Source organism: Vibrio sp. Vb0349 (assembly GCF_033338975.1).
On record NZ_JAWOTS010000013.1, the window covers coordinates 48,345 to 70,172 of the forward strand.

The 21,828-nt window shown below is 44.4% G+C and carries 19 protein-coding genes; 2 read left to right on the forward strand and 17 right to left on the reverse strand.

The window, feature by feature from the left end; translation table 11 throughout:
* Nucleotides 1-219: 219 nt before the first annotated feature.
* From R7Q47_RS15090 to R7Q47_RS15150, 13 genes are all read right to left on the reverse strand, one after another.
* Nucleotides 220-1,653: a GumC family protein gene (locus tag R7Q47_RS15090; RefSeq protein WP_005377649.1), complete on the reverse strand. Its 1,434-nt coding sequence runs from the start codon at nucleotides 1,651-1,653 to the stop codon at nucleotides 220-222.
* The gene (locus R7Q47_RS15095; protein WP_033905252.1) at nucleotides 1,650-2,774 is read right to left on the reverse strand and encodes a glycosyltransferase; all 1,125 of its coding nucleotides are present in this window, start codon (nucleotides 2,772-2,774) and stop codon (nucleotides 1,650-1,652) included. Before R7Q47_RS15095 ends, R7Q47_RS15090 begins: the two co-directional genes overlap by 4 nt.
* Before the next feature lie 115 nt (nucleotides 2,775-2,889).
* Nucleotides 2,890-4,254: an O-antigen ligase family protein gene (locus R7Q47_RS15100; RefSeq protein ID WP_005377645.1), complete on the reverse strand. Its 1,365-nt coding sequence runs from the start codon at nucleotides 4,252-4,254 to the stop codon at nucleotides 2,890-2,892.
* Nucleotides 4,251-5,681: a lipopolysaccharide biosynthesis protein gene (locus tag R7Q47_RS15105; protein WP_262592499.1), complete on the reverse strand. Its 1,431-nt coding sequence runs from the start codon at nucleotides 5,679-5,681 to the stop codon at nucleotides 4,251-4,253. Before R7Q47_RS15105 ends, R7Q47_RS15100 begins: the two co-directional genes overlap by 4 nt.
* Entirely contained in the window at nucleotides 5,674-6,846 is a 1,173-nt protein-coding gene (locus tag R7Q47_RS15110; RefSeq protein ID WP_137281979.1) for a glycosyltransferase, read from the reverse strand. The genes R7Q47_RS15105 and R7Q47_RS15110 overlap by 8 nt, the downstream gene beginning before the upstream one ends.
* Before the next feature lie 11 nt (nucleotides 6,847-6,857).
* A complete protein-coding gene (locus R7Q47_RS15115; protein WP_213912421.1) occupies nucleotides 6,858-8,042 on the reverse strand; it encodes a glycosyltransferase in 1,185 nt (394 codons plus the stop codon).
* Between the two features lie 144 nt (nucleotides 8,043-8,186).
* Complete coding sequence (locus tag R7Q47_RS15120) at nucleotides 8,187-9,257, reverse strand: glycosyltransferase family 4 protein (protein WP_262592498.1); 1,071 nt, start codon at nucleotides 9,255-9,257, stop codon at nucleotides 8,187-8,189.
* Nucleotides 9,232-10,758, reverse strand: a complete 1,527-nt coding sequence (locus R7Q47_RS15125) for a sigma-54-dependent transcriptional regulator (RefSeq protein ID WP_031777249.1) — start codon at nucleotides 10,756-10,758, stop codon at nucleotides 9,232-9,234. Before R7Q47_RS15125 ends, R7Q47_RS15120 begins: the two co-directional genes overlap by 26 nt.
* 308 nt (nucleotides 10,759-11,066) lie before the next feature.
* Nucleotides 11,067-11,447, reverse strand: coding sequence for an Hpt domain-containing protein (locus R7Q47_RS15130; protein WP_005377636.1), 381 nt, complete (start codon nucleotides 11,445-11,447; stop codon nucleotides 11,067-11,069).
* Nucleotides 11,448-11,458: 11 nt separating this feature from the next.
* Complete coding sequence (locus R7Q47_RS15135) at nucleotides 11,459-12,145, reverse strand: AAA family ATPase (RefSeq protein WP_005377635.1); 687 nt, start codon at nucleotides 12,143-12,145, stop codon at nucleotides 11,459-11,461.
* A complete protein-coding gene (locus R7Q47_RS15140) occupies nucleotides 12,145-14,247 on the reverse strand; it encodes an SLBB domain-containing protein (RefSeq protein WP_017820662.1) in 2,103 nt (700 codons plus the stop codon). The genes R7Q47_RS15135 and R7Q47_RS15140 overlap by 1 nt, the downstream gene beginning before the upstream one ends.
* The gene (locus R7Q47_RS15145) at nucleotides 14,244-15,110 is read right to left on the reverse strand and encodes an OmpA family protein (protein WP_017820663.1); all 867 of its coding nucleotides are present in this window, start codon (nucleotides 15,108-15,110) and stop codon (nucleotides 14,244-14,246) included. Before R7Q47_RS15145 ends, R7Q47_RS15140 begins: the two co-directional genes overlap by 4 nt.
* 26 nt (nucleotides 15,111-15,136) lie before the next feature.
* On the reverse strand, nucleotides 15,137-15,457 hold the full coding sequence (locus R7Q47_RS15150) for an STAS domain-containing protein (protein ID WP_017634929.1): 321 nt from the start codon (nucleotides 15,455-15,457) through the stop codon (nucleotides 15,137-15,139).
* A 422-nt stretch (nucleotides 15,458-15,879) separates the two neighbouring features.
* On the opposite strand from R7Q47_RS15150, the gene R7Q47_RS15155 reads away from it, so the two are divergent.
* Nucleotides 15,880-16,725: a DNA ligase gene (locus tag R7Q47_RS15155; RefSeq protein WP_086046755.1), complete on the forward strand. Its 846-nt coding sequence runs from the start codon at nucleotides 15,880-15,882 to the stop codon at nucleotides 16,723-16,725.
* Between the two features lie 15 nt (nucleotides 16,726-16,740).
* Here R7Q47_RS15155 and R7Q47_RS15160 read toward each other — a convergent pair whose 3' ends face one another.
* Together R7Q47_RS15160 and R7Q47_RS15165 are read right to left on the reverse strand one after the other, a co-directional pair.
* Entirely contained in the window at nucleotides 16,741-17,739 is a 999-nt protein-coding gene (locus R7Q47_RS15160) for a DUF3080 domain-containing protein (RefSeq protein WP_047102254.1), read from the reverse strand.
* 135 nt (nucleotides 17,740-17,874) lie between these two features.
* Nucleotides 17,875-19,245: an MATE family efflux transporter gene (locus tag R7Q47_RS15165; RefSeq protein WP_005377626.1), complete on the reverse strand. Its 1,371-nt coding sequence runs from the start codon at nucleotides 19,243-19,245 to the stop codon at nucleotides 17,875-17,877.
* A 392-nt stretch (nucleotides 19,246-19,637) separates the two neighbouring features.
* On the opposite strand from R7Q47_RS15165, the gene R7Q47_RS15170 reads away from it, so the two are divergent.
* Nucleotides 19,638-20,249, forward strand: a complete 612-nt coding sequence (locus tag R7Q47_RS15170) for a riboflavin synthase subunit alpha (RefSeq protein ID WP_205460947.1) — start codon at nucleotides 19,638-19,640, stop codon at nucleotides 20,247-20,249.
* Nucleotides 20,250-20,324: 75 nt separating this feature from the next.
* Here R7Q47_RS15170 and R7Q47_RS15175 read toward each other — a convergent pair whose 3' ends face one another.
* Both R7Q47_RS15175 and R7Q47_RS15180 read right to left on the reverse strand, forming a co-directional pair.
* Nucleotides 20,325-20,519, reverse strand: coding sequence for a CPXCG motif-containing cysteine-rich protein (locus tag R7Q47_RS15175; protein WP_017634925.1), 195 nt, complete (start codon nucleotides 20,517-20,519; stop codon nucleotides 20,325-20,327).
* Nucleotides 20,520-20,772: 253 nt separating this feature from the next.
* Nucleotides 20,773-21,639, reverse strand: coding sequence for a fructosamine kinase family protein (locus tag R7Q47_RS15180; RefSeq protein WP_005377623.1), 867 nt, complete (start codon nucleotides 21,637-21,639; stop codon nucleotides 20,773-20,775).
* Nucleotides 21,640-21,828 lie beyond the last annotated feature (189 nt).

Consider the following 21,828-nt stretch of genomic DNA (forward strand, 5'->3'; position numbering starts at 1 on the left):
TCAAACCCTCGTTGAGTTCTTTGTTTATTTAGGAGTTGCAGACTGCGTGCCAAAAAATTAATCATTTAAAAACAATAAGTTAATATTGATGCTTGTGAGACTTTATGTTTATTCTCAATTTGAGATTCATATTAGTGGACATGCTATGAGGCTGTATAAGGCAGTAGTAAAAGAAAAGCACTCGCAGACCGAGTGCTTGTAAATGAGTTCTTATGGCGGTTAGTTTCCGTACACTACGTTAGGTAAAGTGGTGATGACAGGAACACCAAGGTGTTTTTCTAATGCTCTTTTAGAGCGGATAGAGTTATCGGCTAACTCAAGTATCGTCGCTAATCCAATGCCTAAACCAGCGCCACCAATAAATCCTAAAATGACAAATACAAAACTAGGTAAGTTAGTTGGAATCGTTGGCGTGAACGGTTCATCAATGATTTTTACGCGCTTATTCTCTTCAAACTCTCCCAAAGAGCCTGTTAGTTGGGCCATCTCATAGCGTTCGACGAGTTCGTCATACATTTCTCTCTTCACTGCGACGTCACGAGCTAAGCGGTTGATTTCTGTTGCCGTGCTCCCAAATTGGTGCGCATTTCGCTCTAATTCTTGGATCATGTCTCGCAAGCTGTTGGTTTCTTCCGTAAGTGCTTCAAAACGTCCGCGCATCATTTGTAATTGATGTAGTTGGGAGACAAGTAGAGGCTGTGCTTCGCCAAGACTGTTTACTGTGGTATTGCTCGCGATATCCCATAGTTGAGCACTGTTTAGTTCTGGTTGTTTAGAGTTCAAGAGTACCGAGCGTTCCTGCTCCAACCGGTTTAATTCTCGCAACTTACCTTGCACTAAACTATGCGCCTCTGTGTATTTAGCGCGAAGCAGGGTAAGTTCACTACGAATGTCGATGATTTGCTCTTCCAGTTTACCGATAACCGGGTTCGTTTTGGATAGTTGTTGATCCAAACTGCCTAGACTTCGTGAAACACCAGCAAGCTCCGCCTCCTTTTCGGCTAGCGTTTGTTTGAGGCTAGCAAGGCGAGTAAGGCTTTGAGCTTGCATTTCGGGCGTCGCGTCTGAGTAAGTATTTTTATACTCTGCAAAGGCTTGCTCTGCCTTGTCTAGTTCTTCCCTGCGTTTGTTGATATGGATAGTCAAAAAATGACTCGAATCTTTAATCGAAGAACGCTCAGGAGCCAAAAGCTGTTCGACAAAATGCTCTCTGACAGAGAGGAGCATCGACTCCATTCCTTCTGATTTACCACTTTGCAATTGAATTTGAATGAAGTCTTTACCGAGTGGCTGAACAGACAGGCGCGACGCAAGATCTTTTATGATGAACTCTTGCTCTTTTGCACTCATCTCGTCATTGATCAGCGATTGTTCTTTTGCGACAGAATACAAAACGTGTCGGCTTTTTAGCAGAGTACTGAGTGCGCTCAATCGGTCTTTAAGCATTGTTGAGACGGCAAGGTCTTGAAGGAACGGGTTCATTTTCGCTGTCTCTTGAATAAGCATGCTGGTATGAGCAACATAAGTCGTCGGAACCAGTTTACTTACGATGAAACCCAGCACAGGCAATACAAGCATAGGAATAACGATCATGTAGCGACGTCTCCAAGCTCCATGTAACAGTACGCTGAGGTTTTCTCTTAAATCGTTCATAGCGCCCTCACTAATTTATCAACTTGGTTGGCTCTTGCTTCCCAGCTTTGCTGTTGAACAAATGACTTTGAATCTGTCGGTGGCGGTAGGAGGTGATCGAGACTGGCACGCACGTCTTCGACATCTTGAACCACATGAAGCATATGTTTGTAGGGCATTAATGCAGGAAACGGTGTGCTGATAACAGGGGTTCCTGTTGCCAAGTACTCAAGAAGTTTAAGCGGATTACATGCCTTGATTTGAGCGTTATCAACAAAGGGCAACCAACTGGCATCCCAGTGTTGGGAGTAACGTGGCAGAGTGTGATGCGCTCTCGGGCCCAGGTAGTATACGTTGCATCTTTGTGGAAGTGGATTATCACTGAACTCGTTAGGGCCGATGAACACGAGATCCCAGTCAGGCGCTTGGTCTGCGACTTGGGCAATTAAGTCGTAGTCTAACCATTCAGACAAACTGCCATAAAAGCCCAGCACTTTGCGACCATTATTAGGAAAATCTTCAGCCTTAGGTGCTGGCTCAGAAAACAGACTAAAGTCGACACCGTGAGGCAAAGTGACGGTTTTACCAGATGGAAATTTGGTGGAGAGTGTTTCGCTTGCCGTAAAGATAACGCTGGCCGCATTAACAAGAGTACGTTCGTGCTTGGCCACCGTGTCGTGGTCAACACCAGCTAAAGCGCTAAAGTCATCGCCACAATAGTAAATCAGTCCACGTGGGTTCATTTCTGCACAAAGATCGGCAGCAGTCGGGAGCGACGTCCAAAATACAGGCTTATCAAAACCAAGAGCTTGTAATTGTTTATTGAGTTGGTGTTTCATCATCTTAGCGGCCACTTTTCTTGCTAATGCAGAGCTAGGGGCAGGAATGGTGAGCAAGTTGATGATGTGAATGTTTGGGCTTGTTTCAGAGTCCAATGTTGGCTTGTGTGAGCCTACGTTATGAAATACACGAGTGAGTTTGTTTAACGCACGCTGTATGTCTTTAGAATCCAGCTTAGGTTGACGAAGGCCAATGGAGTTAACCCAAAGGATGCGATGGTTCGCTGCTAGTCGCTTGACAATATGCTGAGTGGAAGAGGGTAACCCACCAAAATCTTCTCCAAATACTACGATGTCTGTCATGTGGCTCTCCTTGAGTCTTGGTTATTTGATTACTAATTAAGTGAGTAATCACAATGCGTGCCAAGGAATTAGCCATTTTAAAACAGTGAGTTATGGGTTTTGTTTATGTTTGAAACTAGGATTTCTCATTTTGACAGTCACTTTGAACAATTCGGCTAACGACAACTGTTAACGCCGCTAGAATGTAAATTGGCCAAGTGAAACCTTGAGTCAGAAACGTGCCTGATACGATGGTCCCGATAAGCCCACTTAACACGGCGTTTGCTCCTACAGAGAGGGTGTAATCTGATTTTGGTGTCAGCAATGAGATGGAATGCAAAGAGGTGCGGATCAATGACACAATTAAAGTAATGAACACCGCGAGCCCGACAAAACCCGTTTCTGCTAACACGCCAAACCAAGTACTATGGACGGCGTGGTTGATACCATCCCAGTGTGGGCTGTAGAAATAGTAATTAAAATAGAAGTTATCTAGACCTACGCCAGTCAACGGATGATGCAGCGCCATTTTAAATGCCGCTTCCCACGCATAAAGTCGCCCCATCGCAGAGGCATCTATACCATCCTCAGCGGCTCCCCCCGATTCTCGTCCTGAAATACCAGCGAATGCGTAGAGTACGATCGCTGCGATGGCGCCTAGTACCAAGACTAATGTTTTGCTTTTGATGTGTTTAAAAGCAAAGTAGGCAAATACAGACAGTGAACCTAGTAACCCACCGCGGCTCTGCGTCTCAATGATCGCAAAGAACAAAACCAAACAGGTGATAAGGGCAAAGAGCCTGAGATGCTTGGGGGAATGCTTCTCCATCAATTGACTAACGGTAAAGGCAAGGGGAAACATCAGCACTAGTGCCAAATCGTTAGGATCGCCAAGTACTGAACCTATGGAGCGTCCTATTGACACGCGCGTCCCTTCGACTAAATCAATGCCATTCGCTGCGTTTTGTAATGCCACTAGACCAATCAATAATCCGGCGAAAATAATTGCTTTTGACATCTGAGCGAGCTGTGAAGGTTTAGTAATAAGCCAGGTGATGGCCAACGTCATAATGATGATTTTCCAATAGGTGTTTTTGAACACCGTTATTGCGATATCACGACTGGAAGCGAATATGATTCCGATGATCACCAGACCCCAAAATATACACAGCCACTTTAATGAAGGGTGCCAAAAAGCTGTAATCTGGCGGCTTATAAGAAGGTGAAAGGCGAGTGCGGCGAGTGCCCCCAGTGATAACAGTAATGGGATCTTGAAGTTATAGATAACAGGAAAGGCTTCGTGAATACGAAAGAATGAAAAAATAACGAACAGTGTGACAAGCCAAAACGTTTGATTGAGAACAAACAGTAACGCGAGTGGTGCGAAACACAACGCAACAATCAAAATGGGATGAGGCATAACAATCCAAAGCAGGCCGATACAGACTGTAATCGTCAGTGCTGCGATGGACTGTTTTGTTCTCACCTTGGTTTCATTCATAACGAGTATCTCTTCACCTGTCCACGCCTTTTCACTATGTATCGAGTGAGAGCATTTAGCGTCTCTTTACTCATGTAGCGAGTGGCTATCCCTGCCAGCAAACTGCATGTCAAAATGCAAATTGCGATGGCGATGCCTATTGATTGTGAAGAGTGAAGCAGGAACAGTGCCACACCGGATATAATCTGTAATAAAACCATCAGACTTAGGTGGAAAGGCAACGCCATACATTGTTGGCCTACTACATAAGTCAGGCCCAGCTTACACAGTTGTGCGTAATAAAGCGCAATGAACACCCCATAAATACCCAGAGAAGATAAGCCAAACAGCAAAGCAATCGCAACGCACGCAGAGACGACATTTATACCCAGTAGCCAGCGAGTACGACGCTTGTACAAAATGGAGATGTTAATCAACTCACTCCATTCTTTTAACATGGCGATAGGTAGCAAGAATAAGCTGAATAGTACCGCCTCATGATAGGTTTCTGGCAGTAAGTAGGTGATCATCACCATTGCTAATGTGCCAACCACTACACTCAAACCTGTAATGTAAATCATACCTAAGTGTGTGATGCGCACTGCTTCAGTGTTCTTGCGCCCTTCTAAGTAGTTAAATCGACGTGGCATCCACCACATGCCAAATGGCTGCACTAAAATACACATGCCCACTGCAAATTTTACCGCTATCGCGTAAATCCCTAACGTCGCAAGAGAAGTGTTGGCACCAATGAACCAGCGTTCAGCGCCATTGAGACAAAATGCTACTAAACCGGCCATCATCATTGGTAGGCAGTAGTTTAGGTATTGTTTTGCCAATGTCAGCTTAGGAAGGGTGACATTGTAACGGTTAACGATGTGCAGCCAAACAAATTGAGTAATAGCAGCCAACAAGCCCCCCCACAAAACAGAAATAACATGGGGATGAACAGACAGCGCCGCGACGATAAAAATGACCTGAAAAATGGTGGTAGTGACCATGACGTTAAGCAGTGTTCTTGCTTTGTCGTCTTGTGTTCTTAACCAGGCAGTGCCGATTGCAATACTGCCTTCTAGAACGATGGCAAACATAACAATAGCAAATTCGACTCGCGTAAAAGGCGCGGGAATGGGGGCGATTAAAATGATAGTGAGCAAGCTAAGAGCAACGACGCCAGCGATGAGTAAAGCAAGTGAGTACAGCTGGTTTAGTAGGCTTGTGCGCGTATTTTTATCCTTTTCAACGCCGACGAATCGATAAAGCGCTTCATGCAAAGCGAAACTGACAAACAAGGTCGTAACAACACCAAAGGTTGTTAGAAGCTCAAGCTTGCCCATTTGTTCTGGTGAGAGAAAGTGGGGCAATACAGGCAGCATGATTAGGCTGATGCTTTTATTGATCACTAAGGCGATAGCAAATAGCGTCATGTTGGTCATTGCTTTAGACATGGTCATATCCTTTGATGTCTCGCGGTGTCTTGAGTGTGCAATCATTGTTGGTAGCAATTTCGCCAGCAAGGTGCTGGGCGATTGGCAAATAACAACGTTCGGCTGTGTATAGTTGAGAAACATTGAGTGCTTCGATACCCATCGTTACTTTCATCCACGGCGATTCATTCAAAAGGCGAATTGCGTTGTGTAACGAAGCCACATTGTTAGGCGTGTATTTAATACAATTTCGGCCGTGAGTTAACACGCGGTCCCAATAACTATCATCATGTGGAATGACGACACACATACCTGCAGCGAGCGCTTCCAAAATAGATAACCCAAAAGGTTCGTTGAGACTGGTGGAAACAAACACACCGCACTGTGAACGCAATTCATCTAAGTTGTTTGGGCACTCATGCCATTCAACACCTTGTGTGTTGAAGTCCGGTGTTGAATATTCCACACCTGCCACGTTAGGTTTGATGTAACACACGGTGGATTTGATCTTTTTCGACTCATCAAGTGTTAAAGCATCAAGCAAAAGATCGATGTTCTTCCATTTTAGTAAGCTAGCTGCCCAGAAAACGCGGCTTGAAATCGGATTCGCTTGTTTTGGCCAGCGATCTTTCGATAATCCATTAACAAATGTAGATGTATTCAAACCACACCAATAGCGTTCGGTGGCTGGCTTCTCTGTTTTGAGGTAGGCCTGTAATGCTTCTACCATTGATTCGCGGGTGTTTGCCAAGTAGTAAATTGCCGATGCTTTTACTAAGCAGTAGCCAGCAGATCTCGATCGTCCAATAGGGCCATGAACCATCTGTACCACAGGCTTTTTGCTAATTAATCGTAGTAAGTACAAAGGCATATCATTACTTGGGCAAGATAGGCCCAAAAAGCTATCTATTTTTGGCAGCTTCATGCACGCGTAGAGAAGTTGGAGAAAGTAGTAAGCGTTCATCAACCAGTAGGTCAGTCCATGAGTCGAGTTAAATGGTGATGGTTTTATTTTTATAACTTGCACACGCGGTGTATCACTAAGCAGTGACGCCCAATGCTCTGGATTTGTAGTGAGTAGATAACCAATCACGTTCAGCTTATCGCACTGCTTAAGGAGCTCTGCATTCGCGATTTTGGATCCACCTTGCATTGGGATGGCGTCGAACATCAATACACGTTTCATGACCGGGCTCCTCAATTGATGCTCAACCAGCGTGAAAGAGGCTTCATGCAGTGAGTCATTGGCATTGGTGTAATGGCGTTGTTATTAAGTTCACCTTCGTAAATACGTTCAATAGCGTTGATAGATGCAGTCGTCGTTAAGTTCTGGCTAGCATGTAGGTAAGCGTTTTCCGCCAGCTTGTTTCTTAATGCCGCGTCTTGCATGACTTGTTGAATCGCGTTTAACAGGCTCGCCATTCCACTGTTCTGGTACAGCAATGCAGAGTGATTATGCTCGAACAACTCAGGAATGCCTCCCGTTTTAGGAGCCACGATAGGCAGTTGAGCTAAAGCCGCTTCTCCGAGCACGAGACCAAAGGCCTCTTCATAGGCGCCGCTAATAAAAGCGTCTGCATTACCACACATCCACGCTCCGGCATTGTGTTGTTCTCCGACAAAGTGCACTCGTTCTTGGATACCAAGATCCGATGCAAGCTGTTGCAATGCTTCTCTTTCTTCGCCGTCACCAACAATAACAAGGTGAGGGTTGTTGTGGTGGTAGTTGTGCATGCGCATTGCGCGAATAAGGCGGTCGAACCCTTTGCGCTTAATCAGCGAACCCACCGACAGAAAGGTAAAGGCCTGTGATGGGATTCCGAGGCGATCTTTAATGTCTATGGGTGTATCCACGCCTTGAAGTGACACGCCGTTGTGTACGACATGAAGTTGGTTTTGTGGGTAGCCGTCCTGAAGAATTTCGCGTCCAACATCTTTGCTAACGCAAATCAATTTTGGAGAGAGGTGAAGTCCGAGAGAGAAGCGATCGCGCAATGTATAATGGCAATGAAGTTGCGTGACAAGTGGTATATGATTCATGCGAGCAGCCAAACACATCCATTGACAAGGGCCGCCGCTATTGACGTGTACCAAGTCGATGTTGTGCTTTTCGATTAATGCTGAGCCTTGTTTGATAAGGCTATTCCACCCGCTAATATCCCAGCGCGGAGCGCTCCAACCACCCACCAAATTGAAGGCTGAATGTTCCGCTTCAATTCCGAGCGATTGGCACTTATCGATTAATGGTTGGCAGTTGGACCATACGAATGGCTCAAACTTATCGCGGTCGATTCCTGAAATGAGAGCCAGAAGCACCACTTCACTGCCGCGAATCCAATTATCACCATAATGAACATATAGAATGCGTTTTGGCGTAGTCATAAGTCACCTCTGTCTCATCATTAATCTGCGTTAACTGCTGAGCTGCAATAGAGATGCCAAAATATGCCATTAGTTTATGTGATTGAATCTTATATGATATTTATGTTTGGAACTCATCATTCTCATATTGAGAACCAATATGGATTAGTGATCCGTTTCAATTTGATATTTTTGTAGCAATACGGGAATCACACTTTGTGTTGAGAAATCATCAATGATGGTTTGTCGAGCATTCTCGCGAATGAGTGATTGTTGCGCTTCACCAATCGACATCCAGTCATGAAGACATTTAGCAAGAGAGGGAATGTCTTCGACGATAAAACCATTTTTACCTGTTTGGATAATATCTGGAAGACGACCTACACGTAAGCTCATCACGGCAATGCCTCTCGACATGGCTTCCAGCGCCGCCATTGGAAGACCCTCATAACGAGAAGAGATGATAAGTACGCTGATATTTTCCCAAACACCTTCCATATCGGTTTGATGGCCGAAGAAAGTCACGTTTGGAGGGGCAGTTTGATTAAGCGACTCTTTTTCTGGGCCATCACCGTACACACTAAACTGTAATGTTGGACAGAGCCTCGCTACCTCAATAAATTGATCGGCGCCTTTTTCCTGACTCAATCGGCCGACAAAAGCGATCTCCTGATAGTTGAGTTGACTGTTGGGAATCGAAACAAAGTTATTCAGCAGTTCTGAAGAACAAAAAACTTTGCGCTGAATACTTGGACTGACAGCAAAGCAATAGTCAGATAGGCTGCCTGAGCTTCTATCAAGCCAATCGTATAGCCATAGCTTCCCTGAGGACGATTCACCAGCATGATAAGTTGAAATCAAACGAGGAAACGTACGGGTGAGCAGTTTGGCGCAGCGCGACAAAATCGACGCTTTATAACCATGGGAGTGAACCACTGAGGGTTGGTGATTGGCGACGGCGCTTGTTAGGTGTTTAATTTTTAAAGCTTTATTGGGCTCGCCAGACAAATAGTTTAAGTAACTCACAGGGATCGCGGCTTCTTTTGCCTTCTGTACAATCTGAGCGGCTGGCGAATACTCAGTGGTTAGCACAACTCGAGCTTTGTTTCCAAAGGCGATTAATCCCCGAGCTAGCTCGATAACGTGACTTTCAATACCGCCGAATAGACGGCTATCAAGCAAGATCCAAATTTCACCAATGGCAGGTTTATCAAGATTGTTCGAGATTAATTTCATCCGCTTCCCACGCTTGTTTTTTTCGGTAAACCGTAGATGGGCTTAACTCCAGCATGACAGCGGCGTTGAGGACGTTGCCATCACAGTACGCAATTGCGTTCTGAATTGCTTCACGCTCTACTTGCCACATAGGGCGAATGGTTCCATCAGAGTTAAAGTACGGTGAGGTAGCAGCAGAGGACGGTGTACCAGGCAGCTCCGCTGCGGTAATCGACGGTTCGACCGCAGAAGGTGAAAGTTCCTCAGTATAAACAGGTGGTGGTGTGATTGGTGCAATGTTTGCTGACTCTTGAGCAACATGCGCAGGCGTCGTTGTTTTCGTCACTTTAGACTTTTTAGTAAGTTGAGCGGGTAGGTGGCTCACCGTGACTTTTTCGTCGTTATTAAGCACCACAATGTTACGTATGATGTTTTGTAGTTGCCTTACATTACCCGGCCATTCGTAATGCTTGATGATATGTTGAGCTTCGCTGTCGATTGTTGAGAATTTCTTTTTGTCCTGTTTGGCGTAAGTGGTCAAGAAGTGCTTGGCAAGCGTGACGATGTCACTTCCTCGTTCACGTAATGGGGGCATATCGATAGGTATAACGTGCACACGGTAGTATAAGTCTTCACGAAAACGACCTTCTTCTACCTCTGTTAATGGATCTCGGTTGGTGGCACAAATGATTCTCACATCCACTTTCATTTCTCGAGTGCCACCAAGAGGGGTGTAAGTGCCCGTTTGTAGAAAGCGGAGCAACTTCTTTTGCATCTCAAGTTCCATTTCACACAGCTCATCAAGAAAAAGCGTGCCACCATGTGCCAGCGTCGCCGCACCTTTTCGATCTGTTGTTGCTCCAGTAAAGGCCCCTTTAACGTGACCAAAAATCTCACTTTCCATCAAATCTCGTGGAATAGCCCCACAGTTAATTGCAATAAAAGGCTTGTCTTTACGGTCGCTCTGGCGGTGGACGGCTTCAGCACAAACTTCTTTACCTGTGCCGCTTTCTCCCACAATAAACACACTGGCAGAAGTTGGCGCAACAGCATCAATGGTCTTGTATACCGCCTGCATCGGGAGGCTTGAACCGATGAATCCGTGATAGTTGTGGCGATCAAACTTGGACTGAATATTTTCCACCAAATCTTCCAATTTGGCGCGTTTGAGGTGCAATGCGACTGATGTTTTTAGGCGATCAGCGTTTATGGGCTTTTCTAAGAAATCTTCCGCACCTTTTTGAATTAGATTAACGGCTAAGTCGACGCTGCCGTGTGCCGTAGCAATAATAACGGACGTAGGAATGTCATTCTGGTTGATCCAATCCAACACGTCTTCGCCAGACATGTCGGGCAGTTTCAAATCGAGAATGATGAGCTGAGGTTTGCTTCTTTCAATAAATTGAATCGCTTCGCGACCTGTCTCGACATGAAAAATGTCATAAGGTTCGTCTTTCACATACTGCTTATAAAGTATGGCTAGTGAAGTAGAGTCCTCTACCAGTAACACCCTTGGTCTCATAGTCCCATCCCAACGTAGTTTGTTTCATTTTTTATGATTTTTGTCAGCACTACTATTTGGCATTATGAGTGGTTTATAGCTCTCTAGTGCTGAAAATTCTCAATTTGAGAAAAGCGTTATTTAAGTATTAGCACAAGGTAGGAAATTTGCGAAAAATCCATACTTTTTAATTGATTAAGTTATACCCAAATAATTTCAAGGTGTGTGGCTTGGCGAGGGTGACTGAATTTGGAGCCTAAATTTCTGAGATGATGTCGGCATCGCGCTTTATCAAACGCGATGCTTCGCTAGGGAGTAAGACACTGATACTACTCAAACCCTTGAGCTTTTCGCTTTTCTAACGCATCAAACGATTCATTGGCGAGTTGAGGAAGTGTTTCACAAAGCTCCAATGCTTTTGGTATTTTTCCTTCGACACAGTACTTCTCAATCATTCTTGCTTGTCTTGAAAGCGTTCGATTGCCTAAAGCGAGAGCAGAACTGCCCAGTGTGTGAACCTCGAACTCTAATGTTTGAAGGTCTTTTGTGCTTAATGCTTGCTCTATTTTCTCCATGCGATCGCGTGACTCTTCGACATAGTGATCAATCAAGGTAGGGATGATTTCGGCGCACGTATCTTTGATCATTTGCTGAAGAATATGCTCATCCACTAATTCTTGCTCGATAGTCAATGTATTATTTATCGTCATAATAGCGCTCCCTATAACATAAACAGTTCGCTTTTTTTAATTTGCTGAGACAGTTTTTCTTTCCACTTTTTTGGTAAGAAACGCAGCTTGGAAACTTGGCGGATTAACTCATCTTTCAGGCTTGGAGTGTGCTTCATGTTCAGTACAGAACCAATCAAGTTCGCATCGCTAGCATCGAGTAGCTTTTTGGCTTGCTCGAGCTGGGTTGCAGTCGTAGAGCCATAATGCGCTACTAACAAAGTAGCATCACATACGCCAGCAATCACTTGAGGCGCAATATTGCTTCGGTTGACACTAAGAAGTGGTGATGTATCTATCACGACGCGCTCGTACTGCGTTAACCATTGTGCAATGTTTTGTTTCAGCGTTGTTGGGTCTCGGTACGCTAACTGAGTACTGGCGAGAGATGGAGCTGGGAGGCCGACTAAAGTTTGATGTGTATTCTCTCGTGTGATCAAATGGCCAACCTTCTCGTCATCATCAAATTCGTGAACAGTGTGATAAGCGGGTTTGAATAAGTTAAGGTCTACATACAAAGTATTGTGGCCTGCTAAAACCAAGCGCTCTGCAAGAGATGACGCCACGGAAGTGACACCATCTTCAGATTTACAACCCACAACACAAATCGTTTTGTGGCCTTTCTGTTCACTCTGAAGATAAATTTGCTCAATCTCAGCGTGAGTTGCAGGAATAGTCATTACAACGCTCCTATTAACACGATGGTTGTGGTGATTTGTAAAATATCTCTTAATCCGGCCCTCGCTTTTTCAACAAAGCTTTCGTCTTTATGGGGAATGTAAATCGTGTCGCCTGCGCGAATGACTGGCAGCTCATAAATGTTGGCTGTTTTACTAAAGTTCACCAAATCAAATGTTCGGGCTTGGCCCTGGCAGCAAGACATATTGACCACACTGATCTTTTCAAGGTAGGCATTGTCAGTTGGTCCTCCTGCTTCCGCTAACAGATCAAGCACAGTCATGTTGTCATTGAATACGTATCGCCCTGGGTCTCTTACTTCACCTAATACGCGTACCGTGGACTCTTTTGAACGATCTAACCAGTTTTTGTTTTTTTCTGGAATGTAAATGGTATCACCAGGACGAACGTGGGGCAGAATTGATTCATCACCTGTTTCAAAGTACATCGATAAATTCAATTTACTCACTTTGGCATAACCTAGGCCTCGGTGTGTGACACGGATGTTGTGAATATCTGCATCCATTGTCGGTCCATCGGCGGCAGACAAAATATCCAGAAAATGCATATCTTCAGTGAAACGATAGCGCCCAGGTGCATTGATTTGCCCGAAAACGTATATCGATGCGTCAGAGCTTTGGCTTACCCATTGCGATTTATTATCGGATGGGTCGTCAGGCAATGCATGTACCCTTACGACTGTACCAGCGGAAACTTGAGGTAGGCTTGATGTTGGTGAGCCATCCAGAATGTATTGGTCTAAGTCAAATTGTGTCATTTGACCGTTATTGGCGACTTCAATTTTGGTGGTATCAGCTCGTCGAGTTGGGCCACCAACGTGTGCAAGCAGATCAATCAAATCCATTTCGTCTGACCACTCGATGCGTCCAGGGCGAACAACTTCTCCCATCACTGCGACTGCTCGACTAGGTGCTACTTTTAACCAAGACTTCTCATTGAAATCGGTTTTCTCCGGTACGAAAATCGCGTCTCCTGGTCCAACATTTGGTGGTCTGGCTGAAGATAGTCCTTCTGTGTGCGCGGTAAGATCGAATTTGATGACTTTGCCATCGGCTTTTATAACGCGAATTTGGCGAGATTCTGCGTAGCGAGTGGGCCCGCCAGCGTTGGCGAGGATATCCATGAAGCTAGCGCCTTGCTTCCCTTCGTATGCCCCAGGATGGGCGACTTCACCCATCACGTAAACCACATTTGCACCTGCTTTGATTTCTTCTTCCTGTTTTGGGACAAAGATGGTGGCACCTGGCAGGATCTCCGGCAGTAGGCTTTGGTCTCCAGTATCAAGGTACTTTTTCAGGTTAAACATGGTTGGGTTATTGTTTGTTATCACGCGAATTTGCTCAACACTGGCATATCGTGTCACGCCGCCAGCTCGCATTACGACATCAACTAGCGTGGTGTTTGGCTTGTATGAGAACGAGCCAGGTGCGTTGACTTCACCAAAGACTTTGATTGCACGAGCGGAATCTGCGCTGTCACCTGAATTCGCGAGTTTTGCTGCATCAAACTCTTGCTCAATATTCCCTACGAGTGGGGAGGCGGGGACAAATAAGACATCCAGTGATTCTAGTTTTGGCAGCTGGCTATTGTCCCCCGTATCAAGGAAGCGTTTGTAGTCAAATTCAATGTTTTTATTTCCACGTTTCACGATCATTTTATCGAGCTGAGCCCCTGCGCGCAGGCCTCCAGCTTCGTACACAAACATTTGAATGTTGGACCCAGAAGGTAAGGTATATTCACCGGGTTTGACCACGTAGCCTTGAACGGACACTAACAACTGTTGCTGTTTAATAAAAACTCGAGCGTTGTTAACGTCACGATACACGGTCTTTAGCCTGTCGATAATCACGTCTTGGAGTTGTTGTTCATTGTAGCCGGCCACTAATACAGGGCCGACTTCTGGTAAATTAATTCGTCCACGACGATCGACCTGAAACCCTTGGTTTAACGACGCCTCTCCGGGTAAGTTAATCTGTATTAAATCACCGACCTTAACAGTATTGCTCTCATCCGCTATGGAAGAAGGTACCCACGCAACCAGACACAACAACATTAAGAGGATAAATGGTTTCATCGTGTTCATAGCGCGCCTCCTGCCGTTGAGTTGCGGTTTATTGAGGTATCGCTATCTGAATTAGGGCTAATAACCTCGATGCTTACTCGACGATTAGTTAAACGCACGGCGGATGTTTCACCTTCATAGAGTGGCAGGTTATCTCCGACAGATTTGGTAGTGACTCTCTCTGAAGTGATACCAAATACGGTTAGGTAACGCTTTACTTGTTCCGCACGCGCTTGAGCAAGTTTCTGGTTGTAATCGGGTGTTCCAGTTGCATCCGCATGCCCCGTTACTACAAGAGATAGGTTGGGGTGGTCACGTAAAATGTAGGCTGCTTCTGCCAAATGTCCCATGTACTTCGGGTTGATTTCTGCTGAATCGACAGCAAACTGGTTGTCGATATTAAGTAGTGCATAGATATCCGACACTATGTTTAGGTCGCTACGTAGTGCTTCAATATCATCGGGCGGTGTGCAAGTGGTTTGGCTCAGTACGTAGTCGAGTTGTTGTTCGAGCTGGTTTAAGCGTCGACGCTGAATCACAAGGTCGTTGGCAGCGTCGAGTAAAAGCCCACCTTCCAACTCGCGCGCAATTCTATTTTGTTTTTCAAGGGCCTGAACAACTGCCGCAGGAAAACACCAGCGCGCTCCCTCTTGGATTAGTGCGTCTAGATGTAACTTGGTCAGTTGCCAATCAAACCTTAACCCATGTTCTGGACCTAAAGGCTCGTCAGGCATTACTGGGGAAAACTGATAATTCTCGATCGAGATATCTTGATAGCTTTCCGCCAAGCCACCTTTCCCGTGTTCTGGGTAGTCAAACGACGAACAACCAAACATGCCGACAACAAGACCGCTTACTGCATATCGTCGTAAAAGATTTACCATGCCAACCTCCGTTTAAACCGGTATTTTTAGTGTCCTTTTGAGTTAACGGGAATGGCATGGTTGATACGAAGCAAGCTCATGATTTCTAAAGGTTGGCCTGATACGTTTTCAATACTCATGCTTCTTTCACGTTCAACTAGACGCTTATATAAGTAAACAATGGCACCAATCCCTGAAGAATCAAGAAATTGGACGTGCTGTAGGTTAATTTCGACTTCTTTGTGATGATTGTTGTGAATTACTTCATCAATGTGATGTTGTGCTTGTCGACAGCCGCTTGCGTCTAAGTCACCAAAAAACTCAATGGCTAACTTGTCTTGATTGATTTCTAGTTTGCGTAATTCCATGACTCTGTCTCCGTTTGTTTTTCTAATTGGATATAGAGCAGGTAACGTGCCAATTTTAAACTATTTAAAAATCAAAAGTTTAAGCGCTGTTGATGATATTGTTCAATTTGAGAAAGGACTGATTCTCAAATTGAGAATCAAAAACGCACAGAGAAATGGTTTGCTTATAAGAGGTGTTGAACCTAAAGAAGTCATTAGAGCGGGGGATCTCGTCATGATTAGATTCCAACTCGATTGACGAACCATCCGCCTTAAGTGAATAACGTGTAACGACTAAATGCAAAACCTGTCTAAAGTTTATGATTATCTTTGCAAATTATTACTAATGTTGATTGTTATGAGTCGAAGAACAACTAGTAATAAATAGGTCATCGAGAGGACTTACGTTTCAATAAAGACGATTTTTTGTACAAGGTCTTCTTATGCCATTAAAAATGACATTAATTGCGCTGGCTGTTATGGCAGCGTCTTCACAGCTTCAAGCGGATACTTCTCTCGCACCACCAGTTTCTCTTGCACAAAGCTATCAGGATGGCATTGATGTGTCTGAATATTGGTATAGCGAAAAACTTGATGGTGTTCGCGCTTATTGGACTGGGCAACATCTCGTGACGAGAAATGGTAATCGAATCTACGCCCCAGATTGGTTTACAGGACCTTTGCCTGATTATCCGTTGGACGGTGAACTTTGGGCTGGGAGAGGTAACTTCCATCTTGTTCAGCAAACGGTATTAGATAAAACTCCTGTAGAGTCTGCTTGGCGACATATCGACTTTATGATCTTTGATATGCCATATTCCGCTGGTGATTATCGGAAGCGTTATTACAACATCAAAGATTTAGTGCTTGAAGTCGACCAGCCTCATATCAAATATGTCGAGCACCGAGCGATTCAAAATGAAGCTCATCTGTTTACACAGTTGGATAAAATTTCAATATCCGACGGTGAAGGGGTGATGTTGCGGAAGGTATCAAGCCGCTATCAGGCTGGACGCGGTAGTGATTTGCTTAAACTAAAACGATACGCAGATGATGAAGCGTTAGTTGTGGGTTATAAGCCAGGAACAGGGCGCTTATTAGGTATGATGGGAGCAATGTTAGTTCGCTTACCAAATGGCATTGAGTTTTACATCGGTAGCGGATTTACCGATGAAGTGCGTCGCCAGCCTCCGAAAATTGGTTCAACCATTACATTTAGATATAACGGTTTTACACATACTGGTAAACCACGTTTTGCTCGATTCTTGCGTGAAAGGTTGAAGGAATAGAACGCTCTGCACTTACTAGTTGCCAACGGTTACGCCACATCGTTTGAAGAGACCCTGCCAAAACTGAACGTGGTTTAGGGTTTCTTGCCTAAATGTCCTATGTGCCTCAATGATGCCATACTGGTGACCATGGAGTTGCATACGGTTCTCCACCAAAGTGGCACCATCATTAAGTTGTTGATAGGTACTGTCTAAATAAGCCAAATAAGGTTGCACTTCTTCAACGTAAATGGATTGAAAGACATTTCTTAAGTAGCGGAACTGGGTGGTGTCTCTGTTCGGCCCGCACAATACATTGCTCTGGTTCTGCTCAAGTAGTTGAGTTGTCGCTTTTAACCAAAGGGATGTATTTACCATTGAATAGTAAAGTCGTCCGAGTAAACGAGATTTCTCTAACTCTTCTTGATATTGCGTAACTTCCACATCGGGTAGACGTGAGACGGCGCGGTGGGGTAAATCATACATTTCGCTGAAAATACGATAGACATCGTTAATGCGTGCAATATCATTCGTCGTATTTTGAGATAGCCAATCAGAGGCAGTTAGTTGCTTTTGCATGGCGTCACTTACGAGTAGTAAGTTGTCGAGATGAATGTCTAAATGTTGCCACTTGGTTGCGTAAAGCTCTGCCAATGTCGCGCGTTCTTCATCGCTAAGTGGAAATTCGGATAAACATCGATTCATGACTCTTAAAAGGGCAGTTTGATAATCAAAATCATGAAAGGCATCCTGCACCTTTCCAAGTTGTGAGTTTTTCTCGGCAAGTAAATTAAAGAGTCCGCACTGTCGTAATTGATAGCTCTCTAGCAGACCAATAGATAGCCTTGGCAATGGCTCGAACAAAACGCGTTTCGCAGGAATCGTTACCGTAGACTGTAGTGTTATTGGAATAGCAGGAACGTCCAATACATTGGCTACACGTTGATGATACTTATCAAACATGGCGTTCTCTGGATTGAACCAGTTATCACAACCATTAAGAATCAAGATTAAGAACAATAAAATAGACCGCACAAATATCCTTTTTTATAACTTCGTATCCGTTGTCTAGAGAGCAAAATCAACCGCTTTGTAATCTTGTTATAAGTATACTCAACCGTGTGATTATTCGATCAAAAAAGCCAGCGGATGCTGGCTTTTTCTTACTTTTTATTGAACTGAAAAGTTCAATTGAACTTCTGGTTCTTGTCGATGCATCCAACGCATTCTGACGCCTAACATAAAGGCCGCAGAAGATAGGCCGATGATAAAACCAAGCCAGAAGCCTTGTGCTCCCATTGGCTCGACAATCCAGTCTGTACGGCCAAGGACGTAACCAATTGGCAGCCCAAGAATCCAATAAGCAATAAAAGTACGGTTGAAGATGGCTCGCATGTCTTTATAGCCGCGTAATGCACCAGCTGCGATCACTTGAACCGCATCCGTACATTGATAAACAGCGGCAAACACGAGCAGGTGCATCGCTAGAGTGATTACCTCTGGGTTGCTAGTATAAAGCTCGGCGATCCACTCACGAGACAAGACGGTTAAAATCGCTGTGAGAACGGACAATGCTAGACCAACCATAATGCCGACTCGTGACGCTACGCGCGCGCCATCTACGTTTTCTTCACCAAGTCGATGGCCGACACGAATGCTTACTGCTGCACCAATACTCATTGGTAGCATAAATACCAACGAGGAGAAGTTAATCGCGACTTGATGCGCTGCCACAATGATAGGACCCAGTGGTGAAACGAGCAGTGCAACGACAGCAAACAGTGTCACTTCAAAAAACAGCGCTGCTGCAACAGGAAAGCCGAGCTTGAATAGACGAACTTGCGCTTTCCATTGTGGGCGATGCCATTCTCCAAATAGGTTGATGCTTTTCAATCGCTCTGATGTCATCACATACAGCAATAGCATGGCAAACATGACCCAGTAAACAATCGTGGTTGCTACACCACAGCCAACACCGCCTAATTCAGGTGCACCAAACTTGCCGTACACGAAAATCCAGTTTAGAGGAATGTTGAGCAGCAAACCGATAAAGCCAATCACCATTGCCGGCTTCGTCAATGACATACCATCCGTAAAGCTTCTAAGCGTTTGGAAAAGTAAAAAAGCGGGTACTGCTAATATAACGGCATGAATGTATCCCACCGTTTTTTCTGCCATCAGTGCTTCAACATCCATCAGCCCGAGAATAAACTGGGTTTGAAGCAGGACTGCAATTATCGGCACACTGATCAGCAATGCCAAAACGACGCCTTGCTGAATTTCAAACGGGATTTTCACTCGACGACCAGAGCCATTTAACTGTGCGACAACAGGGACCAATGCCATTAATAAACCCACCCCAAACAAAATGGATGGTAGCCAAATACTTGAAGCGACAGAAACCGCAGCCATGTCGGTGGCGCTAACGCCGCCAGCCATTACGGTATCAACAAACCCCATACCAGTTTGAGCGACAGATGCGATCAATACCGGGGTCGCCAATTTGATAAGACTTGATGCTTCTTCTTTATAGCGATGCACGAAAAATACTCCAGAGCGGAACAATAAGTTGAAAGAATGAGAGTACTCGAGGGCAAAAGATGTGGTGAACGGATCTGATGGTTGATTTTAGTCACGATAAGGTGAAAAAATGCCTCGGAGAAACTCCGCGCAAATGATAAACAATTGTATGTTTATATTCCATAGCTAGGTAGTGAATAGTCGATAACACTGACTGGACGCTCTCTACGCTAAGGATACGCTTTTACTGAGAACAGCAGCGAATCATGGTAATGTTGAAACATGCATGAGAACAAACCAGTGTTCATTGAGCCATGGCTTTATCGTCTGCGGTCTTTATTTCCGGCCCGTAGCGCAGTGTTTAGGGCTTAGTCTTCGACTACAGTTGGTATTAAATCAATAGGTAAAAAGAAATGTTTACAGGAATAGTTCAGGGTACGGCGAAGGTCGTTAAAATTGATAAAAAAGAACGCTTTCAAACGCACGTTGTCGAGTTAAGCGATGAACTTTGTAAAGGGTTAGAAATTGGTGCATCCGTTGCACACAACGGATGTTGTCTAACTGTGACTAAGATCGAAGGCAACCTTATCAGTTTTGATTTAATGCAAGCGACATTGGCTCTTACTAATTTAGGTCGGCTGGTGGAAGGGGATAGCGTAAACATTGAGCGCGCGGCTAAGTTTGGTGACGAAATAGGCGGGCATAGCATGTCTGGTCATATTAGTTTAACGGCAGATATTGTCGATATCATCGATACGCCCAATAACCGCACGATTTGGTTCCAACTGCCGCAAGAATCAATGAAATATGTATTAGCGAAAGGTTACATCGGTTTAGATGGTTGCTCGCTAACTATTGGTGAAGTTGAAACGTGTCGTTTTTCAGTACATCTAATTCCAGAAACCTTGCAGCGAACGCTTTTCGGAGTGAGACAAGTAGGGGAGCGCGTTAATATTGAGTTTGATCCTCAGACTCAAGCAATTGTTGATACTGTTGAGCGCGTTCTTGCAGCAAAACAGCTTTAGAATGAGAAAAAGGAGCCTAGTGCTCCTTTTTCATTTAAGCGTTTTTATATTTCTGATGTTCACATGCTCGAGCTGCTATTCGTAATTGTCATCGATAAATAGTTCGACCTTATCTTGTAACTCATCCACTCGCATATTTAGGTGGATAGCGTGGCAACAAGCTGGGCAATCATCATAAAACTCTTGGTCACCATTACTTGCATCCAATGTAATGCCGATAGAGTGTCCGCAATGCGGGCACTTTACATACCTTTCGGTATAATTCTTCATACAACAACTCCTAATCTCGCAGGGCTTTTAAACACACTATTCATCAAGGAAGCACAGCCCTTTACTTACTTTGCCTACAAGGAAAATAGGCACAATCCAAAGTTAAGTCTCCTTTGATATTAGGTCGAGTTGTTGCTAATTGAGTCGAAATAAGTACAAAACTTGACCCCAAACTCAACCTTGAGCTTAGGGTGATTTTCTGTAGTGATGTGCCTCGAGATTTTACATCTTGAAATATGCAGTGGCTTCCAAATTAATAAGAAATGATTTTATTAATAACCAGTTGAGCCTGTTCCAAGTAATGGCCGCCAAACAAATTACAATGGTTGAGAACATGGTAAAGGTTATAGATATCTTTACGTTCCTCATAGCTTGAAGAAAGTGGCATAACCGATTCGTAGCCTTGATAAAATTCTGGTTGAAATCCACCAAAAAGCTCTGTCATCGCAATATCACACTCCCTGTCCCCCCAATAGCACGCAGGATCGTAACAGATAGGACCGAATGCAGTGAGTGCCGCATTTCCATTCCATAAATCGCCATGCAACAAAGAAGGTTCCGGAGCATGGTTTGCTAGCCGCTGTTTTACGACATCGATAAAGTCATCGATATCAACCAAGGTGACGCCTTTTTCTTTAAGGAGCTGTAATTGCCAACCTATGCGTTGCTCAGCAAAGAATACACACCATTTCTTGTGCCATTTGTTGGGCTGTAGAGTCGAACCGAGATAGTTGTCGGTATCAAAACCAAACTCTTTTTGCTCGCCCCACTGGTGTAGGTGAGCTAATTGTTGCCCAAATTTAAAGCTGTTGGGACCATCTTCTAATGGTTTCGTTGGAAGGTAGTTAAGAATTAGGAATGAGGCATTTTTGGTTTTACCAACCAATACCACCTCAGGTACAAATAGGGTGGATGTTTCACGCAAAAGATGCAGGCTTTCAGCTTCTACCTCAAACTTAGACAAAAACTCGCGATCGTTAATTTTCACAAAATAACGTTGCTCACCATCATTGATCATGTAGCTTTCACTGATATCACCACCAGACAGCCTTACTTTTTCCGTGATCTGGTAATCGAACAATAAAGTATCAGAAAGCTGTTGCGATATTGCTTGCCACATACAAAACCTCGCGAATCTATTTGACCACCAATAGTTTAGGATAAATAGCAGGGAGTTGGCGTTATGTTGAGCATACTTAGTAAAGAAACCTTCCTCTTAGTGTAGTCAATTTGTATAAATGTGAATCAAATCGCTTATAAGCCTCTGATTTGTTGGCTTAGCATATGGAGATGAACGTTTACAACAGGT